General features: G+C 68.6%; 1 protein-coding gene. It reads left to right on the forward strand.

The window, feature by feature from the left end; genetic code table 11:
- Window positions 1–116: 116 nt before the first annotated feature.
- Complete coding sequence (locus ACLN58_RS21930) at window positions 117–1,616, forward strand: arylsulfotransferase family protein (protein WP_415857324.1); 1,500 nt, start codon at window positions 117–119, stop codon at window positions 1,614–1,616.
- Window positions 1,617–1,628: the final 12 nt, after the last annotated feature.

Raw genomic sequence — 1,628 nt, forward strand, 5'->3', positions numbered from 1 at the left:
GCCTCGTGGGGGCCTCGCTCATCGCGTAGCGGCGCGAGCTTGCGTGTGGGCCGCTTTCAGGCAACGTACAGGTGGGCGAATCCACCGGCACAGGGTCGGTGCCTAGCCTGAGGCCCATGGGAAGAGTGAGCCGTCGTCGTTTTCTCCAGGGTGCAGGCCTAGCGGTTTTCGGGGCGGTGGCGGGCGCGGGCGTAGCCCGGTCCAGCATCTTCCCGCTCCCACCTAGCGCGTCCGCGGCCACGCCGACGCCGTCGAGCACCGCGACGGCCGGCGGCCCGCCGCCGGACAGGACGTTCGTGAGCACGAAGCTCACGACGCCGCACGTCAACGTCTGGTCCTCGGGCGCGACGGCCGACGGCCTCGTGTTCGCGGGCCCGATGGGACATGGCTCCAACGGACTCATCATGGACAACAGCGGGCACCCCGTATGGATGGAGCCCACGGGCGCTGGGGTGACCGACCTCAAGGTCCAGCAGTACCAGGGGAAGCCCGTCCTGACGTATTGGAGCGGCAAGGGCATTGGCGGCCACGGCGAGGGCGCCGGGATCATCAAGGACACGAGCTACAAGACGATCGCCCAGGTGTCCGCGGGCGGCGGCCTGAGGGCGGACCTTCATGAGTTCCGTCTCACGGCGAACGGAACGGCACTGCTGACGGCGTACCCGACCGTGCAGTACGACCTTTCGCCGCTCGGCGGCAGCGCGAAGGGCTACATGTACGACTGCCACGTCCAGGAGGTCGACGTGGCCACGGGCCGGGTCCTGTTCGACTGGAAAGCCTCGGACGTGATTCCGCTCGAGGCGAGCTACGTCAAGCCCTCCGATGATTCCGCCGCGGACGGAAGCACCGCCGAGAAGGCGTTTGATCCTTACCACGTCAACGCGGTAGACCTCCGCGACGATGGGTATCTTGTGTCCTTCCGGCACACGCACACCATCTATCTCCTCAACAGGTCGGGGACGGTCGTGTGGCGCCTCGGCGGCAGGCAGAGCGACTTCACGATCCCCGCGGACGCCGTCTTCGCATGGCAGCACGACGTGCGCCAGCGGCCCAACGGGGTCATCAGCATGTTCGACAACCACTACAAGGACGGGACAACGGGCCAGTCCCGCGGCCTGCTCCTGACGGTCGACGAGAAGAATCGAACGGCTGCCGTCAAGCTCGAGCTCGCGCGCGGCGGCCACCGCGGCAACGCGATGGGGAACGTGCAGTTCCTCGACAACGGTCACTACTTCGTCGGGTGGGGCTCTGACCCGTCCGCGACCGAGTTCGACGCCGCAGGCAACGCGGTGTTCGAGGCCACGAGCATCGGCAGCGGGTCGTACCGGGTCTATCGCTCGACGTGGACCGCGGCGCCGAGCACGGTGCCGGACGTCGCGGTCCTCCCCGGCAACGGCTCGACGATGCAGGCGTACGCGAGCTGGAACGGTGCCACCGAGGTGGCGGGCTGGCGGTTCCTCACGGGGTCCGATGCGGGTTCGCTCACCGAGGCCGTCTCGGTCAAGCGCACCGGATTCGAGACGACGGCGGAGGTCGCCGCGGCGTCCTACCTCGCCGCCGAGGCGCTCGACTCGCGGGGCAACGTGCTCGAACGGTCGGCGGTGATCAAGGCGTAGCTCCGCCCGGCA

This window comes from Sinomonas sp. G460-2 (assembly GCF_047759905.1).
In the GTDB taxonomy this organism is placed as follows: Bacteria; Actinomycetota; Actinomycetes; order Actinomycetales; family Micrococcaceae; genus Sinomonas.